Here is a 13,339-nt window from a genome sequence, read left to right on the forward strand (position 1 = left end):
CCAATTTTAAGGTTGTCTAGTAAAATGTATGCCAAAACGGACAATTTTTATACCTAGTCATTGGTATTAAAGGAGAAAAGAAAAAAGCCCTTTTCAAAGAGCTTCATTGGTTAATCCGTTTTTTCTTCATCTTTCACTTTATCCTGGCATCGGTAACAAATTCCATGAAAAGTTAGACGATGGTCTTTTATTTTAAAATTCCATTTTCGTTCCACGACTGCTTCGACATCTTCAAGTAAATCCTCTTGAATTTCATCAACCGCACCGCACTCAATACAAACTAGATGGTGATGAAAATGGGCTGCACCTTCCTGCCTGAGGTCATAACGAGAAACCCCATCCCCAAAATTTATTTTATCAACAATTTTTAATTCCGTTAATAATTCCAACGTTCGATAAACAGTTGCTAAACCAATTTCAGGCGACTTTTCTTTTACGAGGAGGTATACATCTTCCGCACTTAAATGATCCTCTTCATTTTCTAATAAAACACGAACGGTTGCCTCACGCTGAGGTGTTAGTTTATAACTTGCGGAATGCAACTGTTTTTTTATTCTCTCAATTCTAGTTTCCATCCTGAAGTCCCTCCCTCGCCACTGTTAATTCTCATTATAACAGATGGCAATTGAGAATCAAAATAAAATTATTATAAATAACAATAAACAATTATTAGTAATAATTATTACAAAGTAATTACTTTAAACTAGTAGTAGTTACAATGGTTTTCATTAACCATGGCGAAAGATAAGCCTCAATTCCGGATGCAGCAGATATAAATATCACGGCTATAATCAAGGCAAAAATATATCTCTTAAAAAAAGGAAGGATTGGCTGGGCATATTTTTTCATAAATTGTTTTTTTATCATTCGGAGTGAGAAAATTACTGATAATGCGGCCATAAGGATAAAGACGGGAATAATAATCAAGTTCTGCGGCAATATGGAAACAAAAGCTAGCATAAATCCCTGCCAGCCCATTTGACTGACTAGGAAACCAACAGTAAATCCCACTACCATACCTTTAATAAATAATAGAATGAGAATAACCGGCAGGCCAATGATTGAAATACCTAGAATCCACATGAGCCCAATAAATTTACTATTATGGAATAAACTCTGTAAGAATAAATCACTGTCTTCGGCATCTTTTCCACTTGAGACTTGGCCAAAAAATTGGGATAAATAGTAGAATAAATCTTCCTTCTGGGTAATGCTCATACTATTTACGACAATGGCCCCAAAGATGACTCCCATCAAAAATAAAACGACAATAAACAAAAATATTGAGGAATGCTCACGGAAATAACTAGCGGCATCGGACTGGTACAATCGTTTCTTCATTTGCGTTTCCTCCCACTATTCTCGATTCAGTTAATACATTGTATGCCAGTCTAGTATTTCTATGCTCAAAAATTAATAGATTTCAGAAATTAACCCCGATGGCTTTTGCTACCGGGGTTGCTTTACTTAATCTGAAATTTTTCCGTATTTCCCGCCGCCGCCAGCTGCTAGATTTACTTTCCCCTCTCTAGCCTTCAGGATCAGTTCAGCAATTCTTTCAGGGACGACCTCTTTCAAACCATCATATGGAACATCATGTAAAATCGCCATTTCACTCCCAAAATGATCGACCAGCTTCTCCAATAAGCGAGGTCCTAAGCCAGGGATGAATTCAAGCGGGACCTGATGAATATAGGGCGGACGATCTTCTGGCCCTTGTTCAGCTGTTTTCAGTTCAAGGATTCTGTCAGCTACACCTTTAATAATTTTGGTATTTCCACATTGGCTGCATATTTGATCGTCATCTGCTGCAGGATTGAGGCACTCTGCACAAACTGTCTTATGATATTTACCAAGCAATGGATCAAGACCATAGTTTGCGATAATTTTCCGTCCATCTTCCTTCATTAATGCTTTCTGCAATTCTAAAAATGTCGGTTCCTTCATCTCGATAACTTGATATTCTCGAGCTATTTTTGCAAGGGAATGGGCATCAGAATTCGTTACAAAAGTATAATCATGCAACTCTTTGATTTGATCTGCCATATTCGTGTCGGAACTTAATCCAAGTTCAATGGCATCAATCAAATCCGGGTCCAATACCTCAGTTAATGATTGATTGACACCTTTCCCATATAAGCTCTTAAAAGGCGTAAATACATGAGCAGGAATAAAGATTCCACCTAACTCTTTCACCTTCTTTTGCAAAGTGAGGCCAGAGGCATAGATCCTTTGAGAGCTTAGTTGAATATTTTTCAAGTGACCTGAAAGCCATGTGGAGAATTCCCTCATGACGGAAAGATTAGGAAAGTAGCACAATAGATGGATTGGACCATTGCATTGCTCATCGTAAATTTCTAATTCCGAACCAGGGATTACCGTTAGATCACCAAATACTAAGCCCCCGTCTGGATGCTCGACTACATCTCCACTTTCAATAAGACTCTCCATTTCGAGAATGACTTCAGGTGAATGACTATCGATGATTCCCACCATATTAAGCCCTTTCTCATGTCGTGCGTGTTCAATGATATTCGTAAACGTTAATGACTTGGCCCCAGTAATTTTTACCGGCTTTCCGGTCCAGGTCCGGCCAATATGAATATGTAAATCTACATAGTAGCGATTCATTTACTCTTCAAAGCCTCTTGTAACTGTAAATACTGTACAGCGAAAATCGTTTTGGCATCATAGATCTTTTTCTCATTCACATATTGAACGGCTTCTTCAAGGGTTAATTCCTCAAGATTCACAAACTCGTCTTCGTCGAGTGCGGCTGCATTTTCTTTCTTAGTCAGACCTGTTGCTACATAGACATGTACGATTTCATCGGCGAATCCTGGGGAGGTGTAAAAAGAGGTGAGCCACTCTAAACTCTTACACTCATAACCTGTCTCTTCTTCCAGTTCACGGCGCGCACAAAGGGCTGGTTCTTCGCCCTTTTCCAGCTTTCCAGCAGGAATTTCGACAATGGTCCGTTCCAGTGCTTTTCTGTATTGTTCCACCATAAGGACTTTTTTGTCATCAGTCAGCGCTAAAATAGCGACAGCACCGGGATGTTTAACAATCTCCCGCTTGGATTGTTTCCCGTTCGGAAGTTCGACATCCTGTAAGTGAACACTGATTATTTTTCCAGAGTAAATCTCTTCGCTCTGGAGCGTTTTTTCTTCAAGATTGTTCATATGGGTCACTCCTGTTCTATTCCTATTATCTGCTCATACATTTTACCATACTTTAATTGGAGGGTATGAGATGAAGGTGTACGTTCACGAAAAGGGAATCATTCTTGTTGGAAAAGGGTGGGAAATAGTTCAGAAACTAAAAGAATATAACAAAGATCATCTCTCCGTTTCCGAATGGGTTGAAAAGGTCAATCAAAAATAATGCCTTTCGATTGTAGTCTGTCCTTTTCTTTATTAAAATTGTAAAAAAAGGACAGGTGATTTTTTGAAAAAGAGAAAACTTGGAAATTCAGATTTGTATGTAACAGAATTAGGGCTTGGCTGTATGTCAATTGGTACCGAAGAGAAAACGGCACGAAATATTATTGAGACCGCACTTGAGGAAGGTGTTAATTATTTTGATACGGCTGATTTATATGATTTTGGGGAAAACGAAAGAATTGTCGGAGCAGCATTAAAGGATGTACGTGAAAATGTGATTATTGCCACCAAGGTTGGAAACCGCTGGAGTCAGGATAAGAAAGGATGGTCATGGGATCCATCGAAGTCATATATAAAGGAAGAAGTCAAACAAAGTCTTAAACGACTAGGCACGGACTATATCGATCTCTATCAGCTGCATGGTGGTACAATTGATGATCCTATTGAGGAAACGATTGAAGCATTCGAAGAATTAAAAGCAGAAGGCTTTATCCGTTATTACGGGATTTCATCGATCCGCCCCAATGTCATTAGGGAATATGTGAAAAAGTCGAGTCTCGTTTCCGTGATGATGCAATATAGTATCCTAGACCGCCGTCCTGAAGAAGAAGCACTTCCATTACTGCAAGAGTTTGGTGTAAGCGTTGTAACCCGCGGCCCGCTTGCCAAAGGCCTTTTAAGTAATAAAATGCTGGAGAAAGCAGCCGATAAGGGGTATCAAGACTATAGCTTAACCGAGCTGAATGAAGTTTTGCCAATGCTAAAGGAAAGACTAGCGGACTCACGCTCCTTTACAGAGATCGCCCTTCAGTATAATCTCGCAAATCCTGTTATTGCTTCTGTTATTGCCGGGGCAAGCAGTCCAGAGCAAATTAGATGTAATGCGAAAGCAGTTAGAAGTCAGCCACTTTCTGCTGAAGAAATTTCTCTCATTAAAGAATTAACGAAAGTAAGTATCTATAAAGAACATCGTTAAAGGAGAGCGTACAACCGCTCTCCTTTTTATCAGTTCTTATTTGGCTGTGTTAAAACTAGTCTGTTGATTTCCGTTCCAGGCACTTCAATCAACAGAGTGCCAAAATCAAAATTAACCTTTAACACAGCCTTTTATTTAAACTCTTTCCAATTCATGCCGCTTTCATTTAATAGTTCTTCAAATGATTTGTTTTTTTCTTTTAATCTTCTTTCTTCCCGTTTTCTTTGCTCTTCTTCTTCTTTTCTTTTTTCTTCTGCTGCTTTCAGCTGTTCCTGTTGATCTTTTAATTGTTTAAATAAATTTGGATTGATCATATCGCCAAGCGTGACCGCTGAATCATCCTTTTTGGGTTTCGATTGATTTTTTTGTCTGTTTTGCTTTTTCATCAAAACGCCTCCGTTGTCAAAATTCATTTATATTATATCATGTCATCAAAAATGCCCACAGAAAAAAGCAGGCTTTATTTTCTTGCAGCCTGCTATTCTATATTATTGGCTCTTTTAATTAGTCTGTTGATTTCCACTCCAGGCGGCTTCGCTCCAATCAACAGAGTGGCTATCTCAATAAGCTTCAATTTTCACATTTTCGTCCACTGATAATGCGGCTTCTGTAGAATTGACGACTTCCTCAATTGTAAATCCTTTTGCTACTTCCACCAACTTAAGACCCGCGTCCGTCACATCCATGACTGCGCGCTCGGTGATAATCCGATTGACTACCCCTTTACCTGTAAGAGGCAGCGTGCACTCTTTCAATATTTTTGATTCACCTTTTTTATTAACATGCTCCATGATTACAATTATTTTTTGAGCTCCATGGACAAGATCCATCGCCCCGCCCATGCCTTTAATCATCTTTCCTGGGATCATCCAATTCGCTAAATCACCCGTTTCGGATACTTCCATTCCACCAAGGATCGCCAAATTGACATGGCCTCCACGTATCATCGCAAACGATTCGGCACTATCGAAATAGGCGGCACCACTTATCGCCGTAACTGTCTCTTTACCAGCATTGATTAAATCAGGATCCACCTCGTCCGCACCTGGATATGGCCCGATGCCAAGAAGACCATTTTCAGACTGCAAGACCACTTGTTTATTAGCTGACATATAATTGGCAACCAGGGTTGGCATACCAATGCCTAGGTTTACATAAAAGCCATTTTCAATTTCCTTCTCTGCCCTGATTGCAATTCTCTCTCTGACAGAGACTTTTTCATCCGCCATTGTACTCTCTCCCTTCCCCAACACTATTTGCTCACTGTCAATCTCTCGATTCGTTTTTCCTGTGTTCCTTCAATGATTGTTTGCACATAGATGCTTGGAGTATGAATAAAATTAGCATCTAATTCACCAATTTTATAAAGCGCTTCCACTTCTGCAATCGTTACTTTCCCAGCCGCCGCAATCATCGGGTTAAAATTCCGTGCCGTTTTGTGGTAAACAAGGTTTCCCATTTTGTCACCCTTCCACGCCCTCACAAGACTAAAATCGGCCGTTAGTGCCTCTTCTAGCAGGTATTCTCTTCCGTTAAAAATCTTCGTTTCCTTCCCCTCTGCAACCGGAGTTCCTACTCCAGCAGGTGTATAAAATGCTGGAATCCCAGCCCCGCCTGCCCTGATTTTTTCAGCGAGTGTGCCTTGAGGCGTTAATTCTACCTCTAGTTCACCAGTTAAAACCTGTCTCTCAAACTCTTTATTTTCACCTACATAGGATCCAATCATCTTTTTGATTTGTTTATTATTTAGGAGCAACCCTAACCCCCACTCATCAATCCCACAGTTATTTGAAATGACCGTTAAATCCTTCACGCCTTTTTCTGCTAAGGCCAGAATCAGATTTTCCGGTATTCCGCACAACCCAAATCCACCAACCATCAGGGTAGCCCCATCATGAATATCGGCAACTGCCTCCTGGAAGGATGTACAAATTTTCTTCATCCAGTTTTCCCTCCTTCATCCATCCTTTTTTCCATTATTATTTCTAGTAAAATACGAAAAAATCCTTTTATTTTGTCCAAATTTCTATTATTCTTGCTTTTTTGAAATTAACACCACTACAATGAAAGTATGATTATCGGAGGTGGAAAATGAATGCTAAATTTACCTAAAAAGGTCACGATCATCGAGGTAGGTCCTCGTGACGGGCTGCAAAATGAAAAGTTATTTGTACCCACTGATATAAAAAAACAATTTATCAATGGATTAAGAACTGCTGGTCTTCAGGAATTGGAACTCACGTCGTTTGTATCACCGAAATGGGTGCCTCAAATGAGCGATGCCGCTGAAATAGCAGCGGACTGCCTTGATGCTGATTCCAGAGATATTGTTCTAGCACCGAACCGTAGAGGGATTGACAGGGTATACTCTACCAATTGTCAAGCTGTTGCTGTATTTGTGGGCGTCAGCAATAGCTTTAATCTTAAAAATATTAATAAAACAACAAAGGACAGTATGACAGAACTTGTACCGATCATTTCTGAATTAAAGGAGAAGAATTATTTTGTCCGGGCCTGCATTTCTACCTCCTTTTATTGTCCTTATGAGGGAAAAATCAATGAAAGTGATACGATAAAGCTTTGCCAAGAATTTGTTGATGCAGGTGTCGATGAATTAAGCGTCGCCGATACCATCGGGATGGCAACTCCTGATGAGTGCTTTGCTTTGTTTTCCCAATTGAAAAGTCTTTTTCCTCATACACTTTTAACTGCCCATTATCATGATACACGAAAGCTTGCCCTTGCGAACATTTATGCCTCTCTCCAGGCAGGAATTGACCGATTCGATACCTCTGCCGGCGGGCTTGGCGGTTGTCCATTTGCACCTGGTGCCTCTGGAAATGTAGCAACAGAGGACGTGGTTTATATGCTTGAACGGATGGGAATTGATACAGGGGTTGATTTGAATAAATTGATTGATGCGATTGAAGTCATTCGCCCTCATCTCTCCCGGCAAATTGAAAGCGGATACTATCGCCTGCATGCGCAAACTGTCTAAATTAACTTTCAGTGAATAATCATTCTACTACTAATGCATCTTATTAATTGAGACTAGCTTGAAGGGAGACTGATTATTTTGAGCCAAAAACGCGATAAAGGTTCCAGTCAAAAAGGAAAAAACTATGCGGAGACTGCTGGTGGAGGACAGCGAGTGATGGCTGCTGAAGAAGTCGAAAAAGCAATCCACCCTACCAAAAGACAACACGCTGAGCAATAAATTATTTTGGTCAACTCAGGAAGCCGCTCGTTAGTGCCAGCGGCTTTTTTTATGCTAAAATTAAAACTGTTAATTTATGGGCGCTTGGAGATTATTTTTTTCATACCTTATATTAAAAAACACAGGAGGTGCCATTGGTGAAGAAGACATTCCGAACCTTGATTGCCTTGTTGTTATTCTGGTTATCTCTCGGTTTGTATTTTACAAACCGCCTTATGTATATGAAAAAGAAGGATGAGGATTTAATTTTAAGACGTGAAAAAGAGGCTGGCAGATATAATCCTGAGGAATTTGAATCCTTGCCGAAGCGGGAAATAGATATCCCTTCCCCTTTTGGTTATATGATTAAAGCTCTGCTCGTTGAACCACATCAGACCAATCGTTATATCATTATCTCTCATGGTGTAACCGAAACAAAAGTTAATTCGATTAAATACGCTAATCTGTTTTTAGCGCGGGGGTTTAATACATTAATTTATGACCATCGCCGCCACGGGGAATCCGGGGGCAAAACCACTAGCTTTGGTCATTATGAAAAATTTGATTTAAAAACTGTCGTCGATTGGCTCAAAAAGGAAAAAGGCCCTCAGCTGGAACTGGGAATTCATGGCGAATCGATGGGGGCCGCTACCATGCTTCTCTATGCTGGGCTTCTTGAGGACGGTGCTGATTTTTATATTGCTGATTGTCCATTTTCGGATTTTAAGGAGCAGCTTGCCTATCTCATTAAAAAAGATTTTAAGCTCATCCCTAGCCTTTTATTGCCGCTTGGTGATGCACTTTTACGTCTGCGGGATAAATATTCGATTCGAAATGTATCACCTATTTCGGTCATCGAAAATATCAAACATCCGATTTTGTTTATTCACAGCCAAAAGGATGATTTTATTCTCCCGACCATGTCAAAGGATTTGTTCGAACATAAAAAAGGGCCTAAAATGCTCTATTTAGCAGCTAATGGCCGTCACGCTCAGTCCTTTAACGAAAACCGGGCTGATTATGAACGAGTAATTGATGAATTTTTACAAAAGTATGTTGATCATGCCTTACCAAGCTAAAAACAGACTGTCCAAAATGGATCAGTCTGTTTTTTCTTTGATTAGTAAGCTCATATGACCATTAAGGATCTGCTGTGGACTCTTTAGTTGAAAGCAATTGGCCGCATTAGAAAAATCAATTTTCATTTGCTCATCCAAAAAAACTATTTTTGATTTTTCCACATACACCGTTCGATCATTTGTTTCAATCGCAATATCATCTGAATCTAGATTCGGGACAAACCACAATGCCACTACCCCATTAACCGCACAACCACAGCCGTCGGTATCATATTTTAGCTTTAAGTAGCCTTCTCGACCATGAACTCTTTGATTTATTTTTTCAGCTGCCGCTGCCGTTATATTGATTTCCACGTTGATTACCCCCTCTGTTTAGCATATGGTGATTGTACCACATGTTACGTGAGGTTGACTCAACTTTGCTCATAGTTAAGTCTCCGTCATCCGAATGTCAGCAATGGCATCCATCGGAATCCGGTGCACCTCTTCAAAGCGGTCCAATACATGAAGCCTTTGGGTTAGTTCATCCCAGTAATGGATTTTGCCAATCACGATTTCATAGTTCCGATTTCGGTAATGGGTAATTGTTACGTACTGATTATACTCAATCGCTTCGGATAAAATCTCGTTCATGAGTTCCAGCTGCTGTTCATCCATCTCTCGTTTCTGTTCATACCGATCTTCCTTCACCCAATCCCTGAGCAATTTCACATGCTCTGGAAGCATCATCGACGTCCATTTGATTCTTCCGCGGTCACGAATCATACCCCTCTCCTTCTTTCCTATCTTTTATGTCCGCCGACAAGTGTGGCCCGGTGTTTAGCCGTTCCGGCTGCCGTATAAGAAACAGCGCGCAACAAAGCACCTGAGCCAAAGCGTCTGCGCACCGTATCTACCACATAGCCAAGCTCACGCCGCTTATAAGCACCCATGTCGAAAAGGTCAAGCTGAAGCTCGAGGTCGTCAACAATATTGCTGATGGCAATCGAAATTTGCCGTACCGTCTTTCCGGTATAATGCTCATGAAATAATTCAAGGCAAACACGATAAAGCTCCATCGTCACATTTGTTGGCTGTCCGATCGTTCTCGAGCGATGAAAACCGCCGCCAAATTCATCCTGGCTATAGCCGACTCCGAGACTAATCGTTCTCCCTGCCTTTCGATGCGTCCGTGCCCTCCTTGCTACCTCCTCACACATTTCTAAAATGACCGTCTTAATTTCCGCTTCCTCTTTATAGTCCCTTAACAGAATTTGACTTTTTCCAAAGCTAATCTGCCCTTGAATAAGCGGTGCACCCAATTCAGAGAGATCAACACCCCAGGCATGATAATAAAGCTGGTTTCCCATGATGCCAAATTTCTTTTCCAACGTTTCTAAATCATAGCGAGCGAGTTGACCGACAGTAAAAATGCCCATCCCATTTAATGTTTTTTCCACGCGCCTGCCGATCCCCCACATTTCTCTAAGCGGAGACAGCTTCCAAAGCTTGGTTTGGACATCTTCATATGTCCACTCGGCCACTCCCTTTTTCTTGGCATCAAGGTCGAGACATAGCTTCGACAGTAGCATGTTCGGGCCAATTCCAACGGCACATGGCAATTGAAACTCCCGTTCAATATCATTCTTTATTTTTCGGGCAATCGTGTGGGCATCCCCCCACAACTGCATCGCACCATCCACTTTAATAAAGCTTTCATCGACGCTATAGACATGAATTGCTTCTTTTGGAACATAGCGATTAAATACACGCGAAATTTCTGTCGCAATTCGCAAATAGGTTGCCATTTTCGGTTCCACAATTTGAATCCTCGGGTCATTGGGAATCTCAAACATTCGCGAACCCGTTTTGATGCCAAATTCTTTTTTCATTCGCGGTGAAGCAGCCAGGACAATGCTTCCCTGCCGCTCTTTTTGACCGACAACGGCTAAATAACATTCCATTGGGTCAAGGCCGTGCATGACAGCCGAACAACTGGCATAAAAACTCTTCATGTCCACACATAAAATTTTATTTTGTGGCAGTACGCTGTAATCCACCATGACTGATCCCTCACAACTTAAATATCGAACATTCGTTCCTTTTTATTATATTCACTATCATAAGCGAATATGCGTTCGTATTCAATGGAAATTTTTCGGCATTTATTCATTTATGGAAACTGGATAAAAAATAGTATAATGTGAGTGAGGTGCATGTTTATGGATAAAAAACTAGTCGCGAAGATGATTAAAAATTGTTTTAAACAATATTACGAAGCGGACTCCATGCCTATTGGTGAAAAGGATTTGGAGATGCTCACAAAGCGAATTATCCAATTAAAAGAGGACGAACCAACTGCAGACTTATACGAGGTCATCAATGATACAGTGTATGAATTTTTAACAGGCTAATTATGCCATCAAAACAAAAAAAGCCCCTGATGAGAGGCTTTCTACTTCATTGTTTATTTCTGATTAAAAGCCCGTCTGCCAATCCGTTCAAACAGTCGGGGGAATAGTACGTACACAACGCTCCCCATATTCATCCAACGCGGCAAATTAATCTCCCTTGTTTTCGTCAGCATACTGTCAACGACCTTCTCGGCGACATACTCGGGCTTGAGCATAAATCTCTGCACATTTTTAACATAGGTGCCTTTTTCGTCGGCAATATTAAAAAAATTGGTAGCGATTGGACCAGGATTCACAGAGGTTACAAGTACATTAACATCTGCTAATTCCATCCGCAATGAGTTGGTGTAACCAAGAACCGCATGCTTTGAGGCCGAGTAGACACTTGATTTGGGTGTGGCAATTTTCCCAGCTTGAGAGGCAATATTAATAATATGGCCAAAACGCCTTTCACGCATTTTCGGCAGCACCATGCTTGTGCAGGCCATCAGCCCAACCACATTGACATCAAACATGCCTTTAATTTCATCCAATGTCGCCAGATGGGCTTCACGGAAGACTCCAAAGCCGGCATTATTAACAAGGATATCAATATCCCCGAATGTATCGAAAATCCGTTGAAAAACCTTCTTTACCTCAGCTGTGTCCGACACATCCAACTGATAAACAGCAACTTTAACGGGATGCTTTTGCTGGAGGTCCATTCGCAATTGCTCGAGCTTACTAATACTTCGTGCTAATAGCACAAGATTGGCCCCGCTAGAAGCACAAAGTTTAGCGATTTCTGCTCCGATACCTCCTGATGCACCAGTAATCACGATATTTTTACCTTTTAATTGTTCCCTAACCATTTCTACACCTCATCTGAGTTGATTCCAACTAAATTTTAGCCTGAAAAAGAACAGGATTCGTCCCCTTACTACTAATCTCCCCAATAGATGATAAATAGTCAAGTTGTGCGACGGTTTCGGAAATGGTCAGCATCAGTTCGCGCTGGTAAACTGACGGAAACAAGCGTTTACAGATTTCAAATACGGTCATCTCTTCTTCTTTTAACCAGCTATGAACCGTCATGGCCCGCTCGTGCTGCCGCACCAATCGTTTATCAACCAACTCTGCTAACTTATAAACTTCCTCCCCATGCCCTGTGTAGACACATTGAATGGGATACGAAAGCAGCTTCTTCATTGAGTCATTATGCTGCAGCTGTGGCTTCGGTCTCTCTGTTTCCCCAGGGGCTGGCGGCTCTAGCAATGGGTTGGGTGAGATATGTGCTAAAATTAAATCTCCGCCAATTAAAATTCCATCCTTTTCCCGGTAGAGGGCAATATGGCTTTGGGCATGCCCCGGTGTTTCAATGACCTGCCATTCATTAAGCCCAGGAGGTCTCATTCCCTCAACAAGATGGCCAGTCAATGAGCGGTTGCAAGAATATTCCAATGTTTTTCTTAAATCTGAAAGCAAAGGAAAGTATTCTTCAGGCAGACCGAATTCTAGAAAATACACACGAAAAAAATCTTCTTGCTCTTGAAAAAAGGCTTCAGTGGGATGAATCCATCGTTCATTCAGTTGATGACCATATACTTCTAAGGTGTCTGGAAAGTAATCAAGCATACCAACATGATCAGGGTGATGATGCGTTAGAATCACCTGCTCGATATCAGCAGGACTTAAGCCTAAATCCTCTAATTGCTCCTTAAACGACAACCAGGACTCTTCCGTTTTCACTCCCGCGTCAACAAGTGTTAAGCGCTCGCCTTTAATCAAATAAACATTGACATCCCCAACCGCAAAAGGAGTCGGCACCGTAATTTTTGCTATTCCGTCTTTCCATTTTGTCATTCCTAAAACCCCTTATCATTATTTTTGAATAAAGAATCCAATGGTATAAATACGAACATTATGTGACATTTATTATATATACTAAAGTGTAGCGACTTTTTAACCAATTGTCATTATTTCTGCATAATTTTTTAGAAAAAATAAAAAATTCGCTAAATTTATCTATTGACAGATAGGTTGTTTATCTTGCATAATCTAGTAAAAATTTGATTCGCTAAAGCGATGAATAAGGCCAGTAAATGAGAAATGGCGAAAGAGAGTGAAGTTCGATGGCTGAAAGACTTCACCGCCCTCTTAATCATTGAACCTACCTTAGGAGCACTTAGGAAAACCTAACGCACATCCGGCGTTATCGGAGTCGAGTGAACCCTTCTTGAAATTTAAGCAAGGGTAAATGAAGGTGGTACCACGGAAGCGAAACCTTTCGTCCTTTATGGATGAAGGGTTTTTTTATGTTTTCGGTAAAATAA

At 40.8% G+C, this 13,339-nt stretch carries 18 protein-coding genes; 6 read left to right on the top strand and 12 right to left on the bottom strand.

From position 1 onward, the window contains the following. Window positions 1–110: 110 nt before the first annotated feature. From fur to M3610_RS05345, 4 genes are all read right to left on the bottom strand, one after another. Window positions 111–575 (bottom strand): ferric iron uptake transcriptional regulator, encoded by a 465-nt coding sequence (fur, locus tag M3610_RS05330; RefSeq protein ID WP_098574870.1) that lies wholly within the window; start codon window positions 573–575, stop codon window positions 111–113. Between the two features lie 118 nt (window positions 576–693). Continuing rightward, window positions 694–1,341, bottom strand: coding sequence for a stage II sporulation protein M (gene spoIIM / locus M3610_RS05335; protein ID WP_251457071.1), 648 nt, complete (start codon window positions 1,339–1,341; stop codon window positions 694–696). A 126-nt stretch (window positions 1,342–1,467) separates the two neighbouring features. After that, window positions 1,468–2,631: an endonuclease Q family protein gene (locus M3610_RS05340; RefSeq protein WP_251457074.1), complete on the bottom strand. Its 1,164-nt coding sequence runs from the start codon at window positions 2,629–2,631 to the stop codon at window positions 1,468–1,470. Next, the gene (locus M3610_RS05345; RefSeq protein ID WP_251457076.1) at window positions 2,628–3,182 is read right to left on the bottom strand and encodes an NUDIX hydrolase; all 555 of its coding nucleotides are present in this window, start codon (window positions 3,180–3,182) and stop codon (window positions 2,628–2,630) included. The genes M3610_RS05340 and M3610_RS05345 overlap by 4 nt, the downstream gene beginning before the upstream one ends. A 70-nt stretch (window positions 3,183–3,252) precedes the next feature. On the opposite strand from M3610_RS05345, the gene mciZ reads away from it, so the two are divergent. Both mciZ and M3610_RS05355 read left to right on the top strand, forming a co-directional pair. Further along, a complete protein-coding gene (gene mciZ, locus M3610_RS05350; RefSeq protein ID WP_251457078.1) occupies window positions 3,253–3,384 on the top strand; it encodes a Z-ring formation inhibitor MciZ in 132 nt (43 codons plus the stop codon). Between the two features lie 63 nt (window positions 3,385–3,447). Continuing rightward, entirely contained in the window at window positions 3,448–4,359 is a 912-nt protein-coding gene (locus M3610_RS05355; RefSeq protein ID WP_251457081.1) for an aldo/keto reductase, read from the top strand. Between the two features lie 131 nt (window positions 4,360–4,490). On the opposite strand, the gene M3610_RS05360 is transcribed toward M3610_RS05355, so the two are convergent. From M3610_RS05360 to M3610_RS05370, 3 genes are all read right to left on the bottom strand, one after another. Beyond that, window positions 4,491–4,745, bottom strand: a complete 255-nt coding sequence (locus M3610_RS05360; protein WP_251457084.1) for a YqkE family protein — start codon at window positions 4,743–4,745, stop codon at window positions 4,491–4,493. 174 nt (window positions 4,746–4,919) lie between these two features. Then, entirely contained in the window at window positions 4,920–5,588 is a 669-nt protein-coding gene (locus M3610_RS05365) for a 3-oxoacid CoA-transferase subunit B (RefSeq protein WP_098574876.1), read from the bottom strand. A 23-nt stretch (window positions 5,589–5,611) separates the two neighbouring features. Continuing rightward, the gene (locus M3610_RS05370; RefSeq protein ID WP_098574877.1) at window positions 5,612–6,301 is read right to left on the bottom strand and encodes a CoA transferase subunit A; all 690 of its coding nucleotides are present in this window, start codon (window positions 6,299–6,301) and stop codon (window positions 5,612–5,614) included. Between the two features lie 153 nt (window positions 6,302–6,454). Between M3610_RS05370 and M3610_RS05375 the strand changes: the two genes are divergently transcribed. The 3 genes from M3610_RS05375 (at window position 6,455) to M3610_RS05385 (ending at window position 8,634) form a co-directional block, all read left to right on the top strand. Continuing rightward, the gene (locus M3610_RS05375; protein ID WP_098574878.1) at window positions 6,455–7,357 is read left to right on the top strand and encodes a hydroxymethylglutaryl-CoA lyase; all 903 of its coding nucleotides are present in this window, start codon (window positions 6,455–6,457) and stop codon (window positions 7,355–7,357) included. 78 nt (window positions 7,358–7,435) lie between these two features. Further along, window positions 7,436–7,576, top strand: a complete 141-nt coding sequence (locus tag M3610_RS05380) for a hypothetical protein (RefSeq protein ID WP_251457087.1) — start codon at window positions 7,436–7,438, stop codon at window positions 7,574–7,576. Between the two features lie 137 nt (window positions 7,577–7,713). Beyond that, window positions 7,714–8,634: an alpha/beta hydrolase gene (locus M3610_RS05385; protein ID WP_251457090.1), complete on the top strand. Its 921-nt coding sequence runs from the start codon at window positions 7,714–7,716 to the stop codon at window positions 8,632–8,634. A 21-nt stretch (window positions 8,635–8,655) separates the two neighbouring features. Here M3610_RS05385 and M3610_RS05390 read toward each other — a convergent pair whose 3' ends face one another. The 3 genes from M3610_RS05390 to M3610_RS05400 form a co-directional block, all read right to left on the bottom strand. After that, window positions 8,656–8,988, bottom strand: a complete 333-nt coding sequence (locus M3610_RS05390) for an iron-sulfur cluster biosynthesis family protein (protein ID WP_098574880.1) — start codon at window positions 8,986–8,988, stop codon at window positions 8,656–8,658. A gap of 75 nt (window positions 8,989–9,063) precedes the next feature. Further along, on the bottom strand, window positions 9,064–9,399 hold the full coding sequence (locus tag M3610_RS05395) for a YolD-like family protein (RefSeq protein ID WP_098574881.1): 336 nt from the start codon (window positions 9,397–9,399) through the stop codon (window positions 9,064–9,066). Window positions 9,400–9,416: 17 nt separating this feature from the next. Continuing rightward, window positions 9,417–10,676 (bottom strand): Y-family DNA polymerase, encoded by a 1,260-nt coding sequence (locus M3610_RS05400; protein WP_251457093.1) that lies wholly within the window; start codon window positions 10,674–10,676, stop codon window positions 9,417–9,419. Between the two features lie 159 nt (window positions 10,677–10,835). Between M3610_RS05400 and M3610_RS05405 the strand changes: the two genes are divergently transcribed. After that, entirely contained in the window at window positions 10,836–11,027 is a 192-nt protein-coding gene (locus tag M3610_RS05405) for a YqzH family protein (protein WP_098574883.1), read from the top strand. 53 nt (window positions 11,028–11,080) lie between these two features. Here M3610_RS05405 and M3610_RS05410 read toward each other — a convergent pair whose 3' ends face one another. Together M3610_RS05410 and M3610_RS05415 are read right to left on the bottom strand one after the other, a co-directional pair. Continuing rightward, window positions 11,081–11,878 (bottom strand): SDR family NAD(P)-dependent oxidoreductase, encoded by a 798-nt coding sequence (locus M3610_RS05410; RefSeq protein WP_251457096.1) that lies wholly within the window; start codon window positions 11,876–11,878, stop codon window positions 11,081–11,083. Window positions 11,879–11,906: 28 nt separating this feature from the next. Beyond that, window positions 11,907–12,869 (bottom strand): MBL fold metallo-hydrolase, encoded by a 963-nt coding sequence (locus M3610_RS05415; protein ID WP_251457099.1) that lies wholly within the window; start codon window positions 12,867–12,869, stop codon window positions 11,907–11,909. Window positions 12,870–13,339: the final 470 nt, after the last annotated feature.

The sequence above is a fragment of the Neobacillus sp. MER 74 genome, from assembly GCF_023714155.1.

Excerpts from the sequence above, each read along its gene's own strand:
- fur (WP_098574870.1), bottom strand. The coding sequence starts at position 575 with ATGGAAACTAGAATTGAGAGAATAAAAAAACAGTTGCATTCCGCAAGT.
- spoIIM (WP_251457071.1), bottom strand. The coding sequence starts at position 1,341 with ATGAAGAAACGATTGTACCAGTCCGATGCCGCTAGTTATTTCCGTGAG.
- M3610_RS05340 (WP_251457074.1), bottom strand. The coding sequence starts at position 2,631 with ATGAATCGCTACTATGTAGATTTACATATTCATATTGGCCGGACCTGG.
- M3610_RS05345 (WP_251457076.1), bottom strand. The coding sequence starts at position 3,182 with ATGAACAATCTTGAAGAAAAAACGCTCCAGAGCGAAGAGATTTACTCT.
- mciZ (WP_251457078.1), top strand. The coding sequence starts at position 3,253 with ATGAAGGTGTACGTTCACGAAAAGGGAATCATTCTTGTTGGAAAAGGG.
- M3610_RS05360 (WP_251457084.1), bottom strand. The coding sequence starts at position 4,745 with ATGAAAAAGCAAAACAGACAAAAAAATCAATCGAAACCCAAAAAGGAT.
- M3610_RS05365 (WP_098574876.1), bottom strand. The coding sequence starts at position 5,588 with ATGGCGGATGAAAAAGTCTCTGTCAGAGAGAGAATTGCAATCAGGGCA.
- M3610_RS05370 (WP_098574877.1), bottom strand. The coding sequence starts at position 6,301 with ATGAAGAAAATTTGTACATCCTTCCAGGAGGCAGTTGCCGATATTCAT.
- M3610_RS05375 (WP_098574878.1), top strand. The coding sequence starts at position 6,455 with ATGCTAAATTTACCTAAAAAGGTCACGATCATCGAGGTAGGTCCTCGT.
- M3610_RS05395 (WP_098574881.1), bottom strand. The coding sequence starts at position 9,399 with ATGATTCGTGACCGCGGAAGAATCAAATGGACGTCGATGATGCTTCCA.
- M3610_RS05400 (WP_251457093.1), bottom strand. The coding sequence starts at position 10,676 with ATGGTGGATTACAGCGTACTGCCACAAAATAAAATTTTATGTGTGGAC.
- M3610_RS05405 (WP_098574883.1), top strand. The coding sequence starts at position 10,836 with ATGGATAAAAAACTAGTCGCGAAGATGATTAAAAATTGTTTTAAACAA.
- M3610_RS05410 (WP_251457096.1), bottom strand. The coding sequence starts at position 11,878 with ATGGTTAGGGAACAATTAAAAGGTAAAAATATCGTGATTACTGGTGCA.
- M3610_RS05415 (WP_251457099.1), bottom strand. The coding sequence starts at position 12,869 with ATGACAAAATGGAAAGACGGAATAGCAAAAATTACGGTGCCGACTCCT.